20 protein-coding genes are annotated in these 20,531 nt (G+C 70.6%); 11 read left to right on the top strand and 9 right to left on the bottom strand.

Going from position 1 to position 20,531, the window contains the following annotated elements:
- Positions 1-57: 57 nt before the first annotated feature.
- Positions 58-276, top strand: coding sequence for a hypothetical protein (locus VGJ14_16020; protein HEY2833937.1), 219 nt, complete (start codon positions 58-60; stop codon positions 274-276).
- 63 nt (positions 277-339) lie between these two features.
- Here VGJ14_16020 and VGJ14_16015 read toward each other — a convergent pair whose 3' ends face one another.
- Positions 340-735, bottom strand: a complete 396-nt coding sequence (locus tag VGJ14_16015; protein ID HEY2833936.1) for a hypothetical protein — start codon at positions 733-735, stop codon at positions 340-342.
- A 216-nt stretch (positions 736-951) separates the two neighbouring features.
- Here VGJ14_16015 and VGJ14_16010 point away from each other — a divergent pair, with 216 nt between their 5' ends.
- A complete protein-coding gene (locus VGJ14_16010; GenBank protein ID HEY2833935.1) occupies positions 952-1,098 on the top strand; it encodes a hypothetical protein in 147 nt (48 codons plus the stop codon).
- On the opposite strand, the gene VGJ14_16005 is transcribed toward VGJ14_16010, so the two are convergent.
- From VGJ14_16005 to VGJ14_15980, 6 genes are all read right to left on the bottom strand, one after another.
- Positions 1,086-2,609: an RNA polymerase sigma factor gene (locus VGJ14_16005; protein ID HEY2833934.1), complete on the bottom strand. Its 1,524-nt coding sequence runs from the start codon at positions 2,607-2,609 to the stop codon at positions 1,086-1,088. The two genes, VGJ14_16010 and VGJ14_16005, sit on opposite strands and share 13 nt — an antisense overlap.
- 141 nt (positions 2,610-2,750) lie before the next feature.
- Entirely contained in the window at positions 2,751-3,368 is a 618-nt protein-coding gene (locus VGJ14_16000; GenBank protein ID HEY2833933.1) for an HhH-GPD-type base excision DNA repair protein, read from the bottom strand.
- Between the two features lie 7 nt (positions 3,369-3,375).
- Positions 3,376-3,687 carry a transcriptional regulator gene (locus VGJ14_15995; protein ID HEY2833932.1) on the bottom strand — a complete coding sequence of 104 codons (312 nt, stop codon included), beginning with the start codon at positions 3,685-3,687 and terminating at the stop codon, positions 3,376-3,378.
- The gene (locus VGJ14_15990) at positions 3,684-4,340 is read right to left on the bottom strand and encodes a hypothetical protein (GenBank protein ID HEY2833931.1); all 657 of its coding nucleotides are present in this window, start codon (positions 4,338-4,340) and stop codon (positions 3,684-3,686) included. Before VGJ14_15990 ends, VGJ14_15995 begins: the two co-directional genes overlap by 4 nt.
- 81 nt (positions 4,341-4,421) lie before the next feature.
- Positions 4,422-5,234: a hypothetical protein gene (locus VGJ14_15985; protein ID HEY2833930.1), complete on the bottom strand. Its 813-nt coding sequence runs from the start codon at positions 5,232-5,234 to the stop codon at positions 4,422-4,424.
- A complete protein-coding gene (locus VGJ14_15980; GenBank protein HEY2833929.1) occupies positions 5,234-6,241 on the bottom strand; it encodes an ATP-binding cassette domain-containing protein in 1,008 nt (335 codons plus the stop codon). Before VGJ14_15980 ends, VGJ14_15985 begins: the two co-directional genes overlap by 1 nt.
- A gap of 117 nt (positions 6,242-6,358) precedes the next feature.
- Between VGJ14_15980 and VGJ14_15975 the strand changes: the two genes are divergently transcribed.
- The 8 genes from VGJ14_15975 to VGJ14_15940 all read left to right on the top strand — a co-directional run bounded on the left by VGJ14_15975 (position 6,359) and on the right by VGJ14_15940 (position 19,038).
- On the top strand, positions 6,359-9,937 hold the full coding sequence (locus tag VGJ14_15975; GenBank protein HEY2833928.1) for a hydantoinase B/oxoprolinase family protein: 3,579 nt from the start codon (positions 6,359-6,361) through the stop codon (positions 9,935-9,937).
- Between the two features lie 124 nt (positions 9,938-10,061).
- Positions 10,062-10,502, top strand: a complete 441-nt coding sequence (locus tag VGJ14_15970; GenBank protein ID HEY2833927.1) for a hypothetical protein — start codon at positions 10,062-10,064, stop codon at positions 10,500-10,502.
- A 107-nt stretch (positions 10,503-10,609) separates the two neighbouring features.
- Entirely contained in the window at positions 10,610-11,944 is a 1,335-nt protein-coding gene (locus VGJ14_15965) for a DNA polymerase IV (protein ID HEY2833926.1), read from the top strand.
- Between the two features lie 4 nt (positions 11,945-11,948).
- Positions 11,949-12,638 carry a response regulator transcription factor gene (locus VGJ14_15960; GenBank protein HEY2833925.1) on the top strand — a complete coding sequence of 230 codons (690 nt, stop codon included), beginning with the start codon at positions 11,949-11,951 and terminating at the stop codon, positions 12,636-12,638.
- 32 nt (positions 12,639-12,670) lie between these two features.
- Entirely contained in the window at positions 12,671-14,335 is a 1,665-nt protein-coding gene (locus tag VGJ14_15955; protein HEY2833924.1) for a HAMP domain-containing sensor histidine kinase, read from the top strand.
- A 35-nt stretch (positions 14,336-14,370) separates the two neighbouring features.
- Positions 14,371-15,954: a trypsin-like peptidase domain-containing protein gene (locus VGJ14_15950; protein ID HEY2833923.1), complete on the top strand. Its 1,584-nt coding sequence runs from the start codon at positions 14,371-14,373 to the stop codon at positions 15,952-15,954.
- A 184-nt stretch (positions 15,955-16,138) separates the two neighbouring features.
- On the top strand, positions 16,139-17,647 hold the full coding sequence (locus VGJ14_15945) for a TldD/PmbA family protein (GenBank protein ID HEY2833922.1): 1,509 nt from the start codon (positions 16,139-16,141) through the stop codon (positions 17,645-17,647).
- Entirely contained in the window at positions 17,644-19,038 is a 1,395-nt protein-coding gene (locus tag VGJ14_15940) for a TldD/PmbA family protein (GenBank protein HEY2833921.1), read from the top strand. Before VGJ14_15945 ends, VGJ14_15940 begins: the two co-directional genes overlap by 4 nt.
- Before the next feature lie 18 nt (positions 19,039-19,056).
- Here VGJ14_15940 and VGJ14_15935 read toward each other — a convergent pair whose 3' ends face one another.
- Together VGJ14_15935 and VGJ14_15930 are read right to left on the bottom strand one after the other, a co-directional pair.
- Positions 19,057-19,545 (bottom strand): DUF732 domain-containing protein, encoded by a 489-nt coding sequence (locus tag VGJ14_15935; protein ID HEY2833920.1) that lies wholly within the window; start codon positions 19,543-19,545, stop codon positions 19,057-19,059.
- A 250-nt stretch (positions 19,546-19,795) separates the two neighbouring features.
- Positions 19,796-20,008: a dodecin gene (locus tag VGJ14_15930; GenBank protein HEY2833919.1), complete on the bottom strand. Its 213-nt coding sequence runs from the start codon at positions 20,006-20,008 to the stop codon at positions 19,796-19,798.
- A gap of 117 nt (positions 20,009-20,125) precedes the next feature.
- Between VGJ14_15930 and VGJ14_15925 the strand changes: the two genes are divergently transcribed.
- Positions 20,126-20,446, top strand: coding sequence for a DUF3099 domain-containing protein (locus VGJ14_15925; protein HEY2833918.1), 321 nt, complete (start codon positions 20,126-20,128; stop codon positions 20,444-20,446).
- The last annotated feature ends 85 nt before the right edge of the window (positions 20,447-20,531 follow it).

Genomic DNA, 20,531 nt, shown 5'->3' with positions numbered 1-20,531 from the left:
CGGCGTTGTTGAACCCCTCGTACCGCCGAAAGACGAGATGAGGCGATTGTGACCACGATGCTTGCCACCAGCACATCGCTGACGGCCGATGACCGGTGCGACCGGTGTGGCGCCCAGGCTTACGTGCGAGTGGTGCTCTCCCGCGGCGACCTGCTGTTCTGTGCCCACCACGGGCGGCAGTACGAGCTGAAGCTGCGCGAGGTGGCGACCGAGTTCCACGACGAGACCGACCGACTGATCGCGAGCCCGGCGTCCGCCGCGGACGACGAGCGCTGATCAGGAGACCCACGCCGAAGCGGCGGCCCCCGGGTGGGGGCCGCCGCTTCGTCTTTTGGCTGTTCAGTGGATGTAGAAATCAATGCGGGTGATCTGCCCACGACCCACATTCGTGTTGAACGTCCCCTCACTGTTGAAATTGCGGTACGTGGTGTGGCCGGCACGCTTGATGCGAATGTTGAAAATGGTTCCCGGCGGTGCGGCGTACGGGAATGAGAAACCAACCTCGTATTGACCGGCGTGCGCGGGCGCCCAGTCCGCGCACTCGTTGAAGCTGCCGGCCAGGTCGTCGGTGAACGAGTCCGGTCCGTCGGCGAACACGTCGAAGCCGTAACCGCCGTGGTTGCACACGACCATGCCGCCGACACCACTGGCCGAGGCCCCGGCCGCCGCGGGCACCAGGGTGACCGCCGCGAGCGCCATTGCCGCCGCCGCCGCAAAACCAGTTCGCTTGTTCATCTTCCAGACCTCCCGTGAGTGGCGATCCCTGCCGATCACCGCGCAGCAGGAGCACACCACCGGTCGGGCATTGCGCACTGTTCGCCGGCTGACACATCGAGAGTTCTCTTTCAACTCCCGGGAATCGTTCAGCCGACATCGGCCGAACGGATGATGCGCAACCGTCCGAGGGGACGAAACCGGCAGCGCCGGGTCCACGTCTGACCGGATGTGACGTTGCGCTCGTTCATCGCCCAACTGGCGGTACGGCTGTCACTGATCGGCGCCCTGGTCGGTTTCGCCGGCATGGTCAGCTACTCAGCGACCCACTGGGAGCCGCACACCGACGGGGTCGAGGCGCCGACCGGGGCTCAGTCCAAGTAGTCGCGCAGCACCTGCGAGCGGGACGGGTGTCGTAGCTTCGACATCGTCTTGGACTCGATCTGCCGGATGCGCTCCCGGGTCACGCCGTAGACCTTGCCGATCTCGTCCAGCGTCTTGGGCTGACCATCCGTCAGACCGAAGCGCATGGAGACCACGCCGGCCTCGCGTTCCGACAGCGTGTCGAGCACTGAGTGCAACTGCTCCTGCAGCAGCGTGAACGACACCGCGTCGGCGGGCACGATCGCCTCGGAGTCCTCGATCAGGTCACCGAATTCGGAGTCGCCGTCCTCGCCCAGCGGGGTGTGCAACGAGATCGGCTCGCGGCCGTACTTCTGGACCTCGATGACCTTCTCCGGGGTCATGTCCAGTTCCTTGGCCAGCTCCTCCGGGGTGGGCTCGCGGCCCAGGTCCTGCAGCATCTGCCGTTGGACCCGGGCGAGTTTGTTGATGACCTCGACCATGTGCACCGGGATACGGATGGTGCGCGCCTGGTCGGCCATGGCCCGGGTGATGGCCTGGCGGATCCACCACGTCGCGTAGGTGGAGAACTTGTAGCCCTTGGTGTAGTCGAACTTCTCCACCGCGCGGATCAGGCCGAGGTTGCCCTCCTGGATCAGGTCCAGGAACAACATGCCGCGGCCGGTGTAGCGCTTGGCCAGGGACACGACCAGGCGAAGGTTCGCCTCCAGCAGGTGGTTCTTCGCCCGCCGGCCGTCCTCGGCGATGATCTGCAGCTCCCGCATCAGCTTGGGAGTGAGCTTCTCGTCGGAGTTCAGCTTCTCCTCGCCGAACAGCCCGGCCTCGATGCGCTTGGCGAGCTCGACCTCCTGCTCGGCGTTGAGCAGCGGGACCTTGCCGATCTGCTTGAGGTAGTCCTTGACCGGGTCGGCGGTGGCACCTGCCTGCGCGACCTGTGCGGCGGGCTCGTCGGCATCGTCGTCGTCGGAGAGTACGAACTCCTCGGCCTCGAGCTCCTCGCCGGCCGGTTCTACCTCGACCTCCACCTCGACCTCGGTCGCCGCCGCGGCCTCGCCGTTGTCCGGGACGGCGGCGGCGGGCGCCTCGGCCGCCGCGGCCTTGGCGGCCGCGCCCTTGCGGGCCGGGCGGGCCGGGGCGTCCGCGGGGGCTTCCGCGCCCTTGTCGGCGGGCGCGGCCTTGGCGGCCGCGGTCTTCGCGGGCGCCCGACGGGTGGCCGGACGCGCGGTCTCCTCGACCACCGCATCCGTGCCCTCGTTCACCTTGCGAGCCCGGCTCGCGCGCTTGGTGGGCGCCGGCTCATCCTCGGCCGCAGCGGCCCGGGACCTGGTCGTTGGCTTCTTCTCCACGACCTCGGTGGTGGTGGCGCGCGCGGTGGCGGCCCGCGCCGCCACGGTCCGTCCGGACCGGGTCACGGTCTCGTCGGACGCGACGGTTTCCCGGGCAAGGGGGGACTTCCTGGCCGACAACGCGTTACCTCTCGACTTCGGTTGACCCCGGCACGACCGCGACAGCGCCGTTGTTGGCTGACCCATCATTTTGGCACGCGTTTCGCGGACGTGCTGCCAGGCGCGTCGGCGCTCAGACGTCCGGGGCGTCAGACGACTGCCGATGGTCGCACATCGGCCGGCCAGTCAAACGTCGGGCCCGGTCCAGCTGTCGACCGAGCCGTCCGGTCAGCCCGCCGCGGCCTTCGCTTTCTTCAGCTTCTTGAATTCGCGCACCCTGACCAGCGCCTCTGGACCGGTGACGTCCGCCACTGAGCGATAGCCCTTCAGGGCGTAATCCCCGGCCGCCGCCTTCCAGCCGGTCGGCTGTACGCCCATCTGCTTGGCCAGCAGGGCGAGCAGGATGCGCGCCGTCTGGTCCCCGAAGCCGGGCAGCTCCTTCAGACGTTTGTGCAGCTCCGTGCCGGTCTTGGCCTGTGTCCAGATCCGGGTCACGTCGCCGTCGTATATCGAGTCCACCAACCGGGCCAGTGCCTGCACCTGTGCGGCCTTGGCGCCGGGGAACCGGTGGATGGCCGGCGGCGTGCTGCACAGCGCCTTGAACGTGTCCGGGTCGGCAGTGGCGATGGCGGCCGGGTCCAGCGAGCCGAACCGGCTCAGAATCTTCGCCCCGCCCCGGAAGGCGTGCTCGATCGGATATTGCTGGTCAAGCTGCATACCGATGACGACCGCGAGTGGGTGCTCATCGAGTACGACGTCCGCAGCCGGGTCGTTGGTGATGTGGAAGCCCATGGCCGCATGCTCCCACGCGCGCTGCGACCAGCCGCAGCCGCGCGAAGTCGTCAAGACCGGTCTACAACCCGTCGAGCAGGGAGCGTAGGGCCTGGGTGTATGCGTCGAGAGCTGCGCGGCCTGAGCTGGTCAGGGCCACCGCGGTGCGCGATGCGGCCCCGTTCCCCGCCTTGTCGGTGCGCAGGTAGCCGGCGTCCTCGAGCTTGCGCAGATGAGTGATCAGGTTGCCTGGTGTCAGCCCGATCATGTCCTGCAGGCGGGTGAAGGAGAGCGCGTCGCCGTCGGGCAGCGCCGCCAGCGTCACGAGGATCCGCAGCCGCGCCGGGACGTGGATCAGCGGGTCGAGCCCGTCGTCCATCAAGGCGGACGTCATACGTGCTGCCGCCAAGAAAGCTCGGCAGCGCGCTCCAAGAGTACGAGGCATAGACCGACGCCGACGATTGCCCACGCTCCTGCCGGTCCCGCGAGCCAAGCCACAGCGCCAACGGCTGCTGCGGCGAGTCCGCCGACGCAGGCGCGCCAGTCCGCCCGTGCCGCCGTGATCCCCGCCCAAATCACGCCTGCGACGATGAGTGGCGCGGTAGCCGGATACAGCCCATAGACGATCCGGTCGCTCACTCCGGCATCGGCCATCGGTGCCATGGCCACGAACACGGCGAGCCAGACGAACGCCGCGAGACCGATCTGACCCGACCGAAATCGGGATCGCCCACTGATCCCACTGGTCGCGCGCTTCCCCACCGCCACTGTCGCGATCACGTTGATCAGGCCGATCCCAACACCGACCGGGATCAGTGCGGCGGGTGGATGCGCATAGGGATGCTGCCCGCGCACGGACAACCAGAGCGCGCCGTAGGCGATCAAGGCCAATACGGCCCGGATCACCAAGAGCCACGGCGGGTAGGGCTCGAACTGGCGCCGTGCCTGCCGTTTGGCCTGCTCAACCAGCAGCGCCGCCTGCCGGGGATCGAGCCGAACGCCTTCTTCTGCTGTCCCGGCGTCGCTGGTGTCGCGTTTCCCGTTCATCCCACCCTGCCTTCGACTTTGCCGCACAAAGTGAAGGTACTCAACTTTGCGCTGCAAAGTCAAGGGGAACCGCTCCCAGCGTCAGGAGTCCCGGGAGATCAACATTGCGCCGGACAGCGCGGTGGCCGCGGCGACCAGGGCCAGGAAGGTGAGCCCGCCGGCCACCGCGCCCAGCACCACCAGGTTGTTACCGGGCCCGTCACCGCCCGGCAGGTTGATCATCTGCTGGCCCGCGGTGAACGGCAGGTGGTCGGCGAGGGTGTCCACCCAGGAGCCGGTGTGCCGCCGCAGCAGCCAGATCACGCCCGGCTCCACCAGCAGCGGCAGCGCGACCAGCACGAACGCGGCGGCCGAGACCCGACGGAAGATGCCGGCCAGCCCGGCGCCCAACCATGCGGTGAGCACGGTCAGTGCGAGGTAGCCGAGTAACGGGCGGTGCACCGAGGGGTCGGACAGCGAGGTGCTCGCCCAGTTCTGCCCCAGGCGGACGACGGCCACCGCGTAGGAGGTGCCGAACGAGGCGCCGGCGAACAGCACCGCCCAGGTGGTCACCACGGTGAGCTTGGCGCTGAACAGCACGCCGCGCCGCGGCACCGCCAGCAACGTGGCGTGCATGGTGCGGTGTCGGTAGTCCTGCCCACCGGCGAGCGCGCCGAGCACGCCGGCCAGCAGCGCGGTGATCGAGGCGGGTGCTACCCCGGAGGCACCGGTGAGCACCGAGATGATGTTCTCCGGGTCAGCCGGTGACCGGGTGCCGTTGTGCATGTCCGTGGTCACCGCCAGCGCGATCAGCCCGTTGCTGACCATCGCCGCGCACAGCAGCAACCACGTGGTACGCAGCGAACGCAGTCGGATCCACTCGTAGCGCAGCGCGCCGGACAATCCGGTCGACATCAGCGTCCCCCCTCGATCCCGGCGAGCACGGATTCCATCTCGAAGGCCTGGGTGTCGTCGTCCTTCAGCTCCCCGGCCGCGTGTCGACGACGGGCGCGGTGCGGCTGCGGCTGCGGCGGGATGTACGTCGCGGTGGGCGTGTCGTCCTCCGCAGGCTCGGTGACCGCGATGCCGATGCGCAGTTCGTGCAGCACGATGCCGTCGCGGAAGGCCAGGTCACCGACCGTGGCCCGGTCCAGGCCGCGCACCGCGAGTTGGTGGTCCTCGGCGCGGCTGACCGTCCCGCCGTGTCCGGCGAGCAGCCGGCTCAGCCGCTCCAGGTGCGGCGTGCGCACCAGCACCTGCTCGGCGGCCGAGCCGCGACCGCTGTAGAGCGCGGCGGGTTCGGCGGCGACCAGCCGACCGCGTTCGATCACGATCAGCTGGTCGGCCACCTGGGCGAGTTCGTCTGCCCGCTCACCGGAGACGAACACAGCGCGGCCCTCCGCAGCAAAGGCCCGCAGGAACCCGCGCAACCAGCGGGCGCCGGCCGGGTCGAGCCCGTTCGCGGGTTCGTCCAGGATCAGCACCTTCGGGTCACCCAGCAGCGCCCCGGCCAGCGCCAGGCGCTGGCCCATGCCCTGGGAGTAGGAACGCGGCCGACGCCGGGCCACCGCGCCCAGGCCGACCCAGTCGATGACCTCGTCCACCCGAGCCCGGCGGATGCCCTGCGAGGCGGCCAGCATCATCAGGTGACTGTGTGCCCGGCGTCCGGGGTGGAAGGCCCGCACGTCCCCGACGGCGCCCACCTCGCGCATCGGGTAGCGCAACCGTCGATAGGGCACCCCGTCGAACAACGTGCGACCACCGCCGGACTCCAGCCCCAGCATGAGGCGGATCGTGGTGGACTTCCCGGCACCCGCCGGGCCCAGGAAGCCCGTGACGTGGCCGGGATGGACCTCGAAGGAGAGGTGGTCGACGGCAAGGGTCGAGCCGTAGCTCTGGGTGAGGTTGCGTGCCTCGATCATGGCAGTGGGGTCACCTTTCGGCGTGAGCCGCGACGTGAGCCCGAAGTTACCCATGGGACGGGTCAAACCCGTGGAGGCTCGCGGGATAGTTGTGACGTGTGGTGATCGGGAGTTCTGATGTATCGGCAGTGGGAGTTCTGGATCGACCGCGGTGGCACGTTCACCGACGTGGTCGGCCGCGCGCCGGACGGCGCGCTGCGCACCTGCAAGCTGCTGTCCGCGGATCCGGCGCGCTACTCCGACGCCGCGCTGGCCGGCATCCGTCGGCTACTGGACGTGCCCGCCGACGCCCCGATCCCGACCGAGGAGATCGACAGCGTGCGGGTGGGCACCACGGTGGCCACGAACGCCTTGTTGGAACGGCGCGGGGAACCGACGGCGCTGGTGATCACCGCCGGGTTCACCGACGCACTGCTGATCGGCCGGCAACACCGGCCGCACATCTTCGCCCGTCGGATCGTGCGCCCGGAGCCCCTGTATGCCCGAGTGATCGCTTTCGAGGAACGCATCGCGGCCGACGGCACCGTGTTGCTGGTACCGAATATCGACCGGTTGCGCGCGGATCTGCAGGCCGCGGCGGCCGCGGGCATCGGCGCGGTGGCGATCGCCTGCCTGCACGCGCACCTGTATCCGGAGCACGAGCTCCTCGCCGCGGCGACGGCGGCCGAGGTGGGCTTCGGCCAGATTTCCTGCTCGTCGAGCACCAACCCGCTGCTGCGGGTGTTGCCGCGGGCGGCGACCACGGTGGTCGACGCCTACCTGTCCCCCGTGGTGCGGCGCTACCTGGACGCCATGGCCGCGCAACTGCCGGGCGTGCGGTTGCTGGTGATGACCTCGCACGGCGGGTTGGCCGAGCCGGCCGCGGTGCACGGCAAGGACGTCGTGCTCTCCGGTCCCGCGGGCGGCATTGTCGGCATGGCCCGCCTGGCGCAGTCCGCCGGGTATCCGGCGGTGATCGGCTTCGACATGGGCGGCACCTCCACCGACGTCTCGCACTGGGCCGGTGAGTTCGAGCGGCGCTCGGACAACCATGTCGCCGGGGTGGACCTGCGCACGCCCATGCTGGCCATCCGCACGATCGCGGCGGGCGGCGGCTCGCTGCTGCAGGTGACCGACGGCCGGTTGCGGGTCGGACCCCGCTCGGCCGGTGCCGAGCCGGGTCCGCTCAGCTACGGCCGCGGCGGACCCCTTACGTTGACCGACGCCAACGTGCTGCTGGGCCTGATCCAACCGGCGCACTTCCCCGCCGTGTTCGGGCCGGACGGCACCGCCGCACTGGACCGCGACGCGGTGCGGGTGGCATTCGACGCGCTGGCCAGGGATTTCGCGACCGACGGCACGGTGCCGACTACGGAGCAGGTGGCCGCCGGGTTCCGCCGGGTCGCGGTGGCCGACATCGCCGACGCGCTGCGCACGATCTCCATCGGCGCCGGCCGGGACGTCACTCGCTATGCGCTGGTGGCCTTCGGCGGAGCGGGCGGGCAACACGCCTGTGCGGTGGCCGATGCGCTGGGTATCGACACGGTGCTGGTGCCGCCGCTGGCCGGATTGCTCTGCGCGGTCGGCATCGGCGCCGCCGAGTTGACCGCGATCGCCGAGCAGGCCGTCGAGCGCCCGCTGGAACCGGACGGGGAGCTGACGCTACGTCAGGTTGCTGAGGGCCTGGCGGTGGAGGCTCGGTCCCGGCTGCCCGGGGCGAGCGACGCCGAGGTTTTGCTCACCGCCCACCTGCGATATGCGGGCAGCGACACCGCGATCGCGGTGCCGTTGGCCGACGCCGACACCATGACCGCCGCGATGGCCGCCGGCCACCGGGAGATGTACGCGTTCGACCCGGATCGCGAGTTGATCGTGGAATCGCTGCGGGCCGAGGTGGTGCACCGCAGCCCGGCACCGGATCTGGCCATCGGACCCGTGCTGCGCACCCCGCCGACCGCCGTGTCCGTCCACCTGGACGGGCAATGGATGTCCGCGCCGCTCTACGCCCGGGACGCGGTGACCGAGCGGGTCACCGGACCCGCGGTGATCACCGAGGACGGGGCCACCACGGTGCTGGAGCGCGGCTGGGCGGCGGTCCCGGATACCTCCGGGTGCCTGGTGCTGCACCGCGAGCGGCCGGTCGAGCGGACAGGCGGCGATACCGCGGTGGATCCGGTGCGCCTGGAGATCTTCGCCAACCGGTTCATGGCGATCGCCGAACAGATGGGCGCGCGCCTGGCCGCCACCGCGCGGTCGGTGAACATCAAGGAGCGGTTGGACTTCTCCTGCGCGGTGTTCACCGGGCAGGGCCAGTTGCTGGCCAACGCCCCGCACATGCCGGTGCACCTCGGGTCGATGGGCGCCTGTGTGCGCGCCGTGCTGGCCGCTCGGGCCGACGACCTGCGCGCCGGCGATGTGTACGCCAGCAACGACCCCTACCACGGCGGCACGCATCTGCCCGACGTCACCGTGGTGATGCCGGTGCACGCCGAGCTGCTGGGCCTGGCGACGGACTCCGCTGACCCGCTGTTCGTGCTGGCCGCGCGCGGGCACCACGCCGAGATCGGCGGCAGCGCGCCGGGTTCGATGCCCGCGGACAGCCGCACGATCGACGAGGAGGGCGTGGTGTTCCACGCGCACCTGCTGGTGCGCGAGGGCCGGTTCCTCGAGGCCGAGACGCTGGCTGCGCTGCGCGCCGGCCCGTATCCCTCGCGGGCACCGGAGATCAACATCGCCGATCTGCGCGCCCAGGTGGCCGCCATGCACGCCGGGCTCAACGAGCTGCGCCGCACCGTCGCGGAGTTCGGCCTGGACGTGGTCCGCGCCTACGCCGGCCACGTGTTGGACAATGCCGAGGCCGCCGTGCGTGCCGTGCTCGACAACCTGACGGATGGTCAGTTCCGTTACGAAATGGACAACGGGGCGGTGATCATGGTCCGGGTCGAGGTGGACCGGGACGCGCGCAGCGCGCTGGTGGACTTCACCGGGACCTCCGCCCAACTGCCGGACAACTTCAACGCGCCGTCCTCGATCGTGACCGCGGCCGTGCTCTATGTGTTCCGCACGCTTCTCGACCGGGACATCCCGCTCAACGACGGCTGCCTGCGCCCGTTGCGCATCCAGGTGCCCGACGGCAGCCTGCTCGCGCCGCGTCCGCCCGCCGCGGTAGTGGCCGGGAACGTGGAGACCTCGCAGGCGATCACCGGCGCCCTCTACGGCGCGCTGAGCGTGGCCGCAGAGGGCTCCGGCACCATGAACAACGTCACCTTCGGCAACGCCGAACGGCAGTACTACGAGACCGTCGGGTCCGGCTCGGGAGCCGGGCCGGGGTGGGCGGGCACCCCGGTGGTGCAGACCCACATGACCAACTCCCGACTCACCGACCCCGAGGTGCTGGAGACCCGTTTCCCGGTGCGCGTCGAGGAGTTCGCAATTCGGCCCGACAGCGGCGGCGCGGGGGCGCACCGCGGGGGGGACGGCGCCCGGCGGCGGCTGCGGTTCACCGAACCGGTCACCATCAGCCTGCTCACCGGCCACCGTCGAATACCGCCCTACGGCATGGCCGGCGGCGAACCCGGCGCGCTGGGCCGCAACCTGCTGCTGCGCGCCGACGGCAGCACGGTGGAACTGGCCGGCTGCGACCGGGTGGACGCCGCGGCGGGCGACGCCCTGGAGATCCACACCCCCGGCGGCGGGGGGTGGGGCAAACCGGGGTGACCGTCCCGGCGTTTCACATCGGTGCCGGACCTGCTTTACCGTGTGTGCTCCGGCCTTCACTGGGGCAGAGCCGGGTGTAGCCGGATCGCCGTTTCGAGCGGCGGTGTCACGCGAGGAGTTCCCCATGCCCCTGCAACCCAGGCACGTCGCGGCCGGGATGGCCGTGTTGTTCATGGCGGCAGTTGTGGCCGGCGGCAGTGGCGTACTCAGCCACCACCACAGCGCCACCGCGAGCAGCATCGCCAGCACGCCGGCCGTGGACCAGTCCACTCCCACGCCCACCCCCAGCAAACCTCCCGCGGGCCGGTTCACCGCCAGCGCGACCAGGGACGACACCGGCCGGATCGTCATCTCCGGCGTGGCCGCCGGGTCATCCTCCGGGAACAAGTTGACCGTGCAACGCAAGCAGGGCCGCAATTGGGCCGACTTCCCGGCGGGCACCACGGCCGGCAAGGGCGGCTCGTACTCGGTGTGGCTGCAGACCTCCCGGTCCGGGGACAACGTGTTCCGGGTTCGCGACGAGAAGACCGGCGCCACCTCCGACCCGGTCACCGTGCACATCTGAGCTGCGCAACTCCCCCGAGAGTGGAGTCGTGCATCCGTAGGGCGGCCGAAAGCCTGCGCAACTACACACTCGGGTGAGTTCGGCACGGCATGCGTCAGCATGGGCGGATGCGGGCTGCGCCGACCGTGCTGCACCTCGACCTGGACGCGTTCTACGCGGCGGTCGAGCAGCGCGACAAGCCGTCGTTGCGCGGGAAGCCGGTGATCGTCGGCGGCCTGGGCCCGCGTGGTGTGGTGGCCACCGCGTCCTATGAGGCGCGCGCGTTCGGGGTTGGATCGGCGATGCCGATGAGCCAGGCGCGCGCGTTGTGTCCGCACGCCGCGTTCCTGGCCGGCCGGTTCGATGCCTACCGCGCGGCCAGCATCATCGTCATGGACGTGCTGCACGAGCTGAGCCCGATCACCGAACCGATCTCGCTGGACGAATCGTTCGTGGACCTGGCCGGGCGCTGCGATGTCCAGGACAGCGCCGCGGTGCGCAAGCTGGCCGCGCAGCTCAAGGCCGACGTCCACGCCGCCACCGGCCTGCGCGCCTCGGTGGGCGCGGGCACCTCGAAACTGATCGCCAAGATCGCCTCCGACCTGGACAAGCCCGACGGCCTGCGGGTGGTCGAGCCCGGTACCGAGCGCGCCCTGCTCGACCCGATGCCGGTCTCGCGCTTGTGGACGGTCGGACCGGCCACCGCGCAACGGTTGCGCGGCCTCGGGGTGCACACCGTCGCCGAACTCACCGCGGTCACCGAGGAGGAACTGATCGGCCTGCTCGGGCGGGCACACGGCCGGTTGCTCACCCGGCTGGCCCGCGCCGAGGACGACCGGCCGGTGACCGCCAACCGGGAGTCCAAGTCGATCAGCGTGGAGGACACCTTCGAGCGCGACGTGATCGACCGCGCCGCGCTGTTGGAGGTGCTGGACCGGATGGCGGCCCGGGTGGCCGCCCGGTTACGGGAGACGGGGCTGTCGGGACGCACGGTGACCATCAAGGTGCGCCATCCCGATTTCACCACCATCTCCCGCTCCGCGACGCTGGCCGGCCCCTCCGATGACGTGCGCACGTTGGGCGCCACCGCTCGTCGACTGTTCGCCGAGGTGGACACCACCGACGGCATTCGGTTGCTCGGCGTCGGCGCGGCCGGGCTGACCGACTGGACCCAGCAGGACCTCTTCGAGGCCACCGAGCCCGAGCCGGAGCCGCGGGTCGACCCGGAACCCGCCGCAGCGACCGGCCGGCGGGCCTGGCGGGCCGGTCAGGACGTCCGGCACGCCGAGCACGGCCCCGGCTGGGTATGGGGCGCGGGCCTGGGCCGGGTCACCGTCCGGTTCGAGACCCGCGACTCCCCCGTCCCCGGCCCGGTGCGCACCTTCGCCGCGGACGACCCGGCGCTGACCTGCGGCTCACCCGCGGACGAACCTGAGCAAGCTGCAACATCTGAGGCACACTGATGCCATGCGGATTCTGGTGGTCGACGACGACCGGGCGGTGCGTGAGTCGCTGCGACGCTCGCTGACCTTCAACGGCTACGAGGTGGACCTCGCGGCCGACGGGGCCGCCGCGCTCGGACAGATCACCGCCAGCCGTCCGGACGCTTTGATCCTGGACGTGATGATGCCGCGGATGGGCGGGCTGGAGACCTGCCGCGCGCTGCGCGCCACCGGCGACGATGTGCCGATCCTGGTGCTGACCGCGCGCGACGCGGTGGCCGATCGGGTGGCCGGGCTGGATGCGGGCGCCGATGACTACCTGCCCAAGCCGTTCGCGCTGGAGGAACTGCTGGCCCGGCTGCGCGCGCTGCTGCGCCGCTCGGCCAACGACAACGACGAAGACACCGCCGGCCTGCTCACCTTCGCCGACCTGTCCATGCACACCTCCACCCGTGAGGTGAGCCGCGGACAGCACGACCTCAGGCTGACCCGCACCGAATTCGCGCTGCTCGAACTGTTCCTTCGCCACCCGCGCCAGGTGCTCAGCCGGGAGCGCATCCTCGAGGAGGTCTGGGGCTTCGACTTCCCGACCACCGCCAACTCCCTCGAGGTCTACGTCGGATACCTGCGCCGTAAGACCGAGGCCGAGGGCGGTGCGCGCCTGGTGCACACCGTGCGGGGCGTGGGCTACGTGCTCCGCGAGACGCCTCCGTGACACCGCCGGACCCCGGCACGCCCCGTGACACGGTGGGGCCGGCGTCCGAGACCACCATCGGAACCACTCCCGAGGGTGGCGTCCGCACGCCCCCGGACTGGTTGCGCCGCCCGGTCGCGGTGCCGCGGATCAAGGTCCAACCACGTCCGCCGACCGAACCGCAGCTACCCGAACGCGCGATCTGGGACGCCCTGGTCGGCGATGACGCACCGGCTGACCTGCGCGACATCGCGGCGCTCATCCCGAGCCCGGCGCCGGTGCCGGCCCCCGTCCCCGTCAAGGTCCGCCGTCGCACCACGTTCTTCCACCTGCTGGCCACCCGGTTCAACAATCTGTCGCTGCAGGTCCGGGTCGCCGCGCTGGTCGCCATCGTGGTCGGCATCACCGTGGCAGTAACGTCGCTGGCCGCGTTCTTCACCATCCGGGCCCAGCTCTACGCCTCGTTCGATCGCAGCTTGATGGGTCGCGCCCAGGCACTGGAGCTGACCCCGGCCACCGATTTCACCGGGTACGTGCACTTCCCGTCCGGGATCTTCGCGGCGGCCGATACTCGCCTGGCGATCGTCTATCCGGACGGCACCCCGTTCTACGCCAGCCCGGAGGACGCTCCCCCGATCGGCGATCAGGAGATCAAGGTCGCCAACGGCACCTACCGCTCCTCGATCCGCACCACCGATTACAAGGGCCACACCTACCGGGTCTACGCGATCCCGAAGACCCAGGAGGAGGGCGCCCGGACCGCCTTCGTGCTCGCCCAGACCACCGGGGAGGTCGACCGTTCACTGCGCGAGTTGGGCACCGCGCTGCTGGTGATCGGTCTGGCCGGGGTGGCGCTGGCCACCTACGCCGGCGTGGTGGTGGCCCGGCAGGGGCTGCGCCCGGTCACCCGGCTCACCCAGGCCGCCGAGCACGTCGCCCGAACCGGGGAGCTGCGCCCGATCAAGGTGCGCGGGGATGACGAGTTGGCCCGCCTGGGCGCCAGCTTCAACGCGATGCTGCTGGCCGTGGAACGCTCGCGGGATCGCCAACGCCGACTGGTCGCTGACGCCGGGCACGAGCTGCGCACCCCGTTGACCAGCCTGCGCACGAATCTGGACCTGCTGGCCCAGGCGCAGAACCAGGCCGGGCTGTCGGCCCAGGACAAGGCCGAGCTGCTCGACGACGTGCGTGCCCAGGTGGAGGAACTGACCGGGCTGGTCTCCGACCTCGTCGAGCTGGCCCGCGATGACGCGGAGCGCGCCGAGGGCCGCCCGGTGGACATGGCAGAAGTGGTCGCCGCCGCCGTGGAACGCGCCCGTCGGCGCGCCCCGGAGGTCACCTTCGATGTGCGCACCCGACCGTGGACGGTGTTCGGCGACGCCCGCGCACTGGAACGCGCCGTGCTGAACCTGTTGGACAACGCGGGCAAGTGGAGCCCGGCCGGTGGCACGGTCACCGTGCGGTTGTCCGACGGCGTGGTCAGCGTGGCCGACCAGGGACCCGGTATCGCCGAGGCGGACCTGCCGTTCGTCTTCGAGCGCTTCTACCGGTCCGAGGACGCCCGCACGATGACCGGCTCCGGGCTCGGCCTGGCGATCGTGCGACAGGCCACGGAGCGGCACGGGGGCACGGTGACCGCGGACCGGGCCACCCAGGGTGGCGCCCTGATGCGGATTCGGCTTCCGCACTCCTCCTCGGTGACGCACACGACCCGCTAAGCAAGCTCATAGACAAAACCGGCACGATGGCACCCATGGACGAAACCAGCCCGCAGCCCCCCGTCGATCCGAACGACCCGTGGGGCGCTCCGCCGGTCGGTCCCGGAACATCCGGCAACGCCGCGCCCGGCGGCGGCCCGGGCGAGCCGCCGACCGAGCCGAGCGGTGGGTACAGCTACCCGCCGAGCAGCGGCAGCGGCGAGTACAGCTACCCGCCGAGCAGTAGCGATTACACCTACCCGAGTGCGGGCTCCGGCTACTCCTCGGGTGATTACGGCTACGGCTATGGCGGCAGCGCGGCGAGTCCCCCGGGGTCCGGCTTTCCCCCGGCCGACGTGGGCAGCTACGGCCAGACCCCGGCCGGGGAGTACCCGCCGCCCCCGGTCCAGCCGGCCGGCGGCAACGTGTGGCCGACCGCACCGGTACCCGTCGCCCGCTCCCGGAGGAGCCGCGGCCCGTTGTACCTGGCCGGGATCGTGCTGTTGGCCAGCCTGGTCGGCGGTGGCATCGGTGGGGCGATCGGCTACAACGCCGCCGACGACGACAACACGGCCGCGTCGTCCACCCTGAACATTCCGGTGACCAGCAGCAAGTCCACGGCACCGGCCGGGTCGGTGCAGCAGGTGGCGGAGAAGGTGGTGCCCAGTGTGGTGTCCATCGACGTGCGCAACCTGTCCAACAACGGCAGCAACTCCCCGCTGGACAATCTGTTCCCCGGCCTCGGCGGGGGCAACGGGTCGCAGCGCAATAACAACAACGCGGTCGAGGGCAGCGGCAGCGGCATCGTGCTCAGCAAGGACGGCCTGATCCTGACCAACAACCACGTGGCCGGCGACGGCGACCTGTCCGTGACGTTCAACGACGGCCGCAGCGTGCGGGCGCACCTGATCGAGGCCGACAAGGCCACCGACCTGGCCGTGGTCCAGGCCGAGGGCGTGGACGACGCGATCCCGATCAACTTCGGTCGCTCCGCGGATCTGGCCGTGGGCCAGCCGGTAGTGGCCATCGGCTCGCCGCTCGGCCTGTCCGGCACGGTCACCCAGGGCATCATCTCCGCGCTGCACCGTCCGCTGCTGCCGCAGGATGACGGCTCGAGCAGCGGCAACGACACGCAGAGCGTCATCGACGGCATCCAGACCGATGCGCCGATCAACCCCGGTAACTCCGGTGGCGCGCTGGTCGACCTGAACGGCAACCTGGTCGGCATCACCTCCGCGATCGCCTCGTTGGGCAGCTCGTTGGGCGGTCAGTCCGGCTCGATCGGCCTGGGCTTTGCGATCCCCATCGACCAGGCCCGGATCATCGCCGACAAGTTGGCCAAGAAGGAGCCCGTCTACCACGCCCTGCTCGGCGTGCAGGTGTCCACGTCGGACGACCCGACCCAACGCGGCGCGTTGATCCAGAAGGTCACCGCCAACGGGCCGGCCGCCGCGGCCGGGCTGAAAAAGGGCGATCTGGTCATCAAGCTGGACGACCGGCTGATCGACACCTCCGACGCGCTGGTGGCCGGCGTGCGGTCCCGCCAACCGGGTGACAAGGCCACGATCACCTATATCCGCGGGAACGAAACAAAGACAGTGGACGTCTCATTGGGCAGCGATGAGGGCGGCTCGGCCTGACTCGTCACCACTGACCGGGAACTCCGGATCGCGCCGGGAATAACCCCGCAACAATCGGAGTTGCCACGCCGACGGGTTCGCCTCAATCCGTCGGAGCACCACCCGCGGCCCCGCGGCCTGAGAGAACCGGGACGTCTCTCAGCCCCGGGGCCGCGCTTTTTCTTGCCCGGCTAGGCTCCCGCGGGTGACCCGGACGATCAGCGACGACTTCCTCGCGCTGCCCCGCGAAGCCCTCGCGGAGGCCGCGCTGGCCGAGGCCAAGACCCTCGGTGCCACCCATGCCGACTTCCGACTGGAACGCCTGCGCCAACAGGCGATCCGGCTACGCGACGGTCGACTGGAGGCCAGCGGCGAGGGTGCCGACATCGGCTGTGCGGTGCGCGTGGTGGTGGACGGCACCTGGGGCTTCGCGGCCGGCGTCGACCTGACCCCGCAAGCCGCGGTGCAGCTGGCCCGTCAGGCCGTCGAGGTGGCCCGCACCTGCCGTCCGGTCAACACCGAACCGATTGAGCTCGCCGCCGAACCCACGCACGGCACGCAGAGTTGGGTGTCGGCGTATGAGATCGACCCGTTCACCATCGGCGAGTCGGAGAAGATTGCGCTGCTGGCCGACTGGAGCCACCGGGTGCTGGCCCACCCCGCGGTGTCCCACGTGGACGCGAGCGTGCTGGCGGTGCTGGAGAACAAGTTCTACGCCGACCTGGCCGGCACCGTGACCACCCAGCAGCGGGTCCGCGTGCAGCCCAGCCTGGACGCCACCGCGATCGACACCGACTCCGGTCGCTTCGAGACCATGGACACCCTGGCCCCGCCCGCCGGCCGCGGCTGGGAGTACCTCACCGGCACCGGTTGGGACTGGGACGGGGAACTCGCGGCACTGGGTGATCTGCTGGCGGAGAAACTTGCCGCCCCGTCGGTGCAGGCCGGCCGCTACGACCTGGTGATCGACCCGACCAACCTGTGGCTGACCATCCACGAGTCCATCGGGCATGCCACCGAACTGGACCGGGCGCTGGGCTACGAGGCCGCCTACGCGGGCACCTCGTTCGCCACCCCGGACAAGCTGAACACCCTGCAATACGGCTCAGCGCTGATGAACGTCACCGGCGACCGCACCGTGCCGCACGGGCTGGCCACCATCGGTTTCGACGACGAGGGCGTGGCCGGGCAGTCCTGGGACATCGTCCGCGGCGGCATCCTGGTCGGCTACCAACTCGACCGACGCATCGCAGCGCACACCGGCGCGACGCGGTCCAACGGCTGCGCGTTCGCCGACTCCCCCGGCCACACCCCGATCCAGCGGATGGCCAACGTCTCGCTGCAACCGGCCGCGCACGGCCCGTCCACCGCGGAGTTGATCGCCTCGGTGGACAAGGGGATCTACATCGTCGGCAACAAGAGCTGGTCGATCGACATGCAGCGCTACAACTTCCAGTTCACCGGCCAACGCTTCTTCGCGATCCGCGACGGCAAGCTCGCCGGCCAACTGCGCGACGTGGCCTACCAGGCGACCACCACCGACTTCTGGGGCTCGATGAGCGCGGTGGGCGGCCCGCAGACGTACCTGTTGGGCGGAGCGTTCAACTGCGGCAAGGGTCAACCCGGCCAGGTCGCCGCGGTCAGCCACGGCTGCCCGTCGGCGCTGTTCCGCGGGGTGCGGGTGCTCAACACCATCGAGGAGGGGGGCCGATGAGACCTCAAGACTTGGTGGAGGCCGCACTCGAGCTGACCACCGCGGACGGCGCCATGGTTATCGCGCAGGAGTCGTCGACAGCGAACCTGCGTTGGGCGTCGAACACGTTGACCACCAACGGCGTGGCCCGCTCCCGCGAGGTCGCGGTGATCGCGTGTGTGGACGGTGCGCAGGGCACCGCCACCGGGGTGCTGTCCCGCAGCAACCCCGACCGTGCGCAACTCGCCGACCTGGTGCGGGCCGCCGAGGCGGCGGCACGCGGCGGCGAACCGGCCGAGGATGCCCTGCCATTGGTGGAGAAGACCGAGGCGGGCCCGTCGGAGGACTGGGACGCGAACCCCGGATCAACGTCGATCGCGGTGTTCGCCGACCTGGCCGCCGGCCTCGGGGAGGCGTTCGGGCGCGCCCGCGGCGACGACCGGTTGCTGTTCGGCTTCGCCGAGCACGACGTGAGCACGGTCTTCCTGGGCACCTCGACAGGGTTGCGGCTGCGGCACACCCAGCCCACCGGCCGGTTGGAGATCAACGGCAAGTCCGCCGACTACGCCCGCTCGGCCTGGGCCGGTGCGGCCACCCGCGACTTCACCGACATCGACGTGGCCACGCTGGACTCCTCGCTGACCGAGCGGCTGCGCTGGGCGCAACGCCAGATCGCGCTGGACGCGGGCCGGTACGAGACGGTGCTGCCGCCCACCGCGGTGGCCGACCTGATGATCAACGCCTACTGGTCGGCCACCGGTCGGGATTCCGCCGAGGGCCGCACCGTGTTCTCCGCGCCGTCCGGACGCACCCGCCTCGGTGAGCAGCTCACCCCGGCGCCGGTAACCCTGCGCAGCGATCCGGCCGCGCCCGGCCTGCAGTGCTGCCCGTTCGCGTTGACCACCGCCTCGGGCAGCACCGCATCGGTGTTCGACAACGGCCTGGCCGTACCGGGCGTGGACTGGATCTCCAACGGCGCGCTGACCAATCTGATCCACACCCGGTGGACCGCCCGGGAGTTCGGCGGCACCAACGGCGCGACGCCGGCCGCGGACAACCTGGTGATGTCCTCCGCCGCCCCGACTGGCAGCCTGCAGGACCTGATCGCACGCACCTCGCGCGGCCTGCTGCTGACCTGCCTCTGGTACATCCGCGAGGTCGACCCGCAGACCCTGCTGCTCACCGGCCTGACCCGGGATGGGGTCTACCTGGTGGAGAACGGCGAGGTCACCGGCGCAGTGAACAACTTCCGGTTCAACGAGAGCCCCGTGGACCTATTGCGCCGCCTCGTCGAGGTCGGCGACACAGTGCCCACCCTGCCCCGGGAATGGGGCGACTGGTTCACCCGCGCCGCCATGCCCGCCGTCCGGGTGGACGGCTTCAACATGTCCTCGGTCAGCGCCGCACAGTAACCGTGATCAAGGCCGGCGTCAGTGCTTCGGCTTCGGGTCGGCGAAGACGGCGGCGTTGCCGGGGCAGTAGAGCCGGGTCGCGCCGAGCAGGTAGGCGCGGGCCGCCTGCGGGCTGAGCGCGCCGCCGCTGGCCGCGGCATCGACCAGCTCCGTCGGGCTCTGCTTGGCCTGGAGCAGCCCACAGGCGGTGGTCGCCGCCTGCGCGCCCTCATCGGCGGAGACATCGACCCCGATCGCCTTGTCGAAGGTGGCCAGCGCCGCGCTGCGCTTGGCCGCGTCCAGCTTGCCGGTGGGCAGCCTGGACAGCGCCGTCTGCTGCGGCACGGACAGCTTGTTCGGCCACGGCGAAGCGGCGGCATCGCCGCGGTGACCCAGGATGAGCACGAAAATGCCCACCCAGGCGAGCAGCGCCACGACCCCGGTGGCCACGTACAAGGCGGTCCGCTGAGCCCGGCTGCGGATGGGCAGCGAGGGCACGATGTGAATCGGTGTTCCCACCGTGGGCATCGGCACTTCGCGGCTCCTTCCGGGCAAAGGTGTCCTTCACCTTCGGACGCGCAGCGTCGAAAGGGGGATCCCCCTGCTCCGAAAGAGTTGGCCGAAGTGAGCGTGTTGTCCCGGAATGCCCGATTTGCCCATCGGTGGGACGACCCATATCCGGTGATCCGCCGGGATGCATCGCAAGGCGGAGGAGGAGGCCGATAGCGGAGCTATCGGCGACGACCACAACGTAGCGAGGCGCCCGGCGGGCGCCGGATCACGGGTCTTCGAGCCGGAAGCCGAGCTTGACCCCGACCTGGTAGGAATCCACCTCCCCGTCCCGGATGTAGCCACGGATCTCGGTGACCTCGAACCAGTCGACATGACGCAGCGTCTGGCCGGCGCGGTTGATCGCGGCCCGGATGGCCGCCTCCACGCCGTCCTGAGACGTGCCGACCAGTTCGGTCACCCGGTACGTGCGATCAGTCATCGAAAGGTGCTCCTGTCGCGCCGGACGGGCCCGGGCCGGAGTGCCGGCCCGGCGCCATCGTGCCGTGCGACGCATAGGCTGATGTAGCGACCCCCTGCGATTTGTGAACGAGGCCCGATGCGCACCCGGAAACGCCACGAGCCGGTGTACCGGGTCAGTGGCGTGCGGGAGAGCCGAACCGAGGACGTGCGACGCCGGCAGCGCCGCTACGGGATCTCGATGGGGATCCGCACCTTGTGCTTCGTGGCCGCCGTGGTCACCCACGGGCCGGCGCGCTGGGTGCTGTTCACGGGCGCGCTGGTACTGCCCTACATCGCGGTGGTCATCGCCAACGCCGGTCGCGGCCCCTCGACGGACGCGCCGGTGCCGGTGGTGCTGCCCTCACGCACCCAATTACCGCCATTGGATCATGATCGAAATGGGCCACTGAACGGGTGACACGCTCGGCCCAGCATCGCGAAACACTTTCCGAGTGTCGCGTTCCTGAACATCGTCTGCGTGCCATACTCAGCGTCGTCCGGCT

This window comes from Sporichthyaceae bacterium, assembly GCA_036493475.1.
GTDB lineage: Bacteria > Actinomycetota > Actinomycetes > Sporichthyales > Sporichthyaceae > DASQPJ01.
The sequence above is the reverse complement of the archived record's forward strand: the minus strand, read 5'-3'. Positions and strand labels throughout refer to the sequence as shown.

Excerpts from the sequence above, each read along its gene's own strand:
- VGJ14_15935 (HEY2833920.1), bottom strand. The coding sequence starts at position 19,545 with ATGCCCACGGTGGGAACACCGATTCACATCGTGCCCTCGCTGCCCATC.
- VGJ14_15940 (HEY2833921.1), top strand. The coding sequence starts at position 17,644 with ATGAGACCTCAAGACTTGGTGGAGGCCGCACTCGAGCTGACCACCGCG.
- VGJ14_15990 (HEY2833931.1), bottom strand. The coding sequence starts at position 4,340 with ATGAACGGGAAACGCGACACCAGCGACGCCGGGACAGCAGAAGAAGGC.
- VGJ14_16015 (HEY2833936.1), bottom strand. The coding sequence starts at position 735 with ATGAACAAGCGAACTGGTTTTGCGGCGGCGGCGGCAATGGCGCTCGCG.
- VGJ14_15980 (HEY2833929.1), bottom strand. The coding sequence starts at position 6,241 with ATGATCGAGGCACGCAACCTCACCCAGAGCTACGGCTCGACCCTTGCC.
- VGJ14_15930 (HEY2833919.1), bottom strand. The coding sequence starts at position 20,008 with ATGACTGATCGCACGTACCGGGTGACCGAACTGGTCGGCACGTCTCAG.
- VGJ14_15995 (HEY2833932.1), bottom strand. The coding sequence starts at position 3,687 with ATGACGTCCGCCTTGATGGACGACGGGCTCGACCCGCTGATCCACGTC.
- VGJ14_15925 (HEY2833918.1), top strand. The coding sequence starts at position 20,126 with ATGCGCACCCGGAAACGCCACGAGCCGGTGTACCGGGTCAGTGGCGTG.
- VGJ14_16005 (HEY2833934.1), bottom strand. The coding sequence starts at position 2,609 with ATGGGTCAGCCAACAACGGCGCTGTCGCGGTCGTGCCGGGGTCAACCG.
- VGJ14_15965 (HEY2833926.1), top strand. The coding sequence starts at position 10,610 with ATGCGGGCTGCGCCGACCGTGCTGCACCTCGACCTGGACGCGTTCTAC.
- VGJ14_16020 (HEY2833937.1), top strand. The coding sequence starts at position 58 with ATGCTTGCCACCAGCACATCGCTGACGGCCGATGACCGGTGCGACCGG.
- VGJ14_15985 (HEY2833930.1), bottom strand. The coding sequence starts at position 5,234 with ATGTCGACCGGATTGTCCGGCGCGCTGCGCTACGAGTGGATCCGACTG.
- VGJ14_15975 (HEY2833928.1), top strand. The coding sequence starts at position 6,359 with ATGTATCGGCAGTGGGAGTTCTGGATCGACCGCGGTGGCACGTTCACC.
- VGJ14_15950 (HEY2833923.1), top strand. The coding sequence starts at position 14,371 with ATGGACGAAACCAGCCCGCAGCCCCCCGTCGATCCGAACGACCCGTGG.
- VGJ14_15970 (HEY2833927.1), top strand. The coding sequence starts at position 10,062 with ATGCCCCTGCAACCCAGGCACGTCGCGGCCGGGATGGCCGTGTTGTTC.
- VGJ14_15960 (HEY2833925.1), top strand. The coding sequence starts at position 11,949 with ATGCGGATTCTGGTGGTCGACGACGACCGGGCGGTGCGTGAGTCGCTG.